1 protein-coding gene is annotated in these 1,221 nt (G+C 54.9%); it reads right to left on the bottom strand.

Annotated features, from left to right (window positions below):
- Positions 1-45: 45 nt before the first annotated feature.
- Positions 46-1,221, bottom strand: a complete 1,176-nt coding sequence (gene tuf / locus AC2T28_RS24925; RefSeq protein WP_486751297.1) for an elongation factor Tu — start codon at positions 1,219-1,221, stop codon at positions 46-48.

Raw genomic sequence — 1,221 nt, 5'->3', positions numbered from 1 at the left:
CCGTGGCGCGGATACCCTGTTGCCACCATCACAGCACAGCTGTGATTACTCAGTGATTGCCGAAACAACACCAGCGCCAACTGTGCGGCCGCCTTCGCGGATCGCAAAGCGCAGGCCCTGCTCCATCGCGATGGGTGCGATCAGCTCAACGTTGAACTTCAGGTTGTCGCCAGGCATGACCATTTCTGTGCCCTCGGGCAGAACAACGGTACCAGTGACGTCAGTCGTCCGGAAGTAGAACTGTGGACGGTAGTTGGCGAAGAAAGGAGTGTGACGACCACCTTCTTCTTTGGTCAGGATATAAGCCTCAGCTTCGAACTTAGTGTGTGGGTTCACCGATTTAGGTGCACACAGAACCTGGCCACGCTCAACAGCTTCGCGGTCAACACCACGCAGCAGGGCGCCGATGTTGTCGCCAGCTTCACCGCGGTCCAGCAACTTGCGGAACATTTCAACACCAGTACAGGTGGTTTTCTGAGTGTCTTTGATGCCAACGATTTCAATCTCGTCGCCAACATTGATCACGCCACGCTCAACACGGCCAGTTACAACTGTACCACGACCAGAGATCGAGAACACGTCCTCAACCGGCATCAGGAACGGCTGGTCAACAGCACGTGCAGGTGTTGGGATGTACTCGTCAACAGCTTCCATCAGCTTCTTGATCGACTCTTCGCCGATTTCAGCGTCGCGCGATTCCATAGCGGCCAGAGCCGAACCAGCGATCACAGGGATGTCGTCGCCAGGGTATTCGTACGAAGACAGCAGCTCGCGGATTTCCATTTCCACCAGTTCCAGCAGCTCTTCGTCGTCTACCTGGTCAACTTTGTTCATGTAGACAACCATGTAAGGGATGCCAACCTGGCGACCCAGCAGAATGTGCTCACGTGTCTGAGGCATTGGGCCATCAGCAGCGTTAACAACCAAGATAGCGCCGTCCATCTGAGCCGCACCAGTGATCATGTTTTTCACGTAGTCAGCGTGACCTGGGCAGTCAACGTGAGCGTAGTGACGCGATTCAGTTTCATACTCAACGTGAGCGGTCGAGATGGTGATACCACGGGCTTTTTCTTCCGGTGCGCCATCGATCTGGTCGTAGGCCTGGAAGTCACCAAAGTACTTGGTGATCGCTGCGGTCAGCGTGGTTTTACCGTGGTCAACGTGGCCGATGGTGCCGATGTTGACGTGTGGTTTGTTACGTTCGAACTTTTCCTTAGCCAT

The organism is Parasedimentitalea nitratireducens (assembly GCF_057444295.1).
This window is presented reverse-complemented; position numbering and strand designations above follow the sequence as displayed.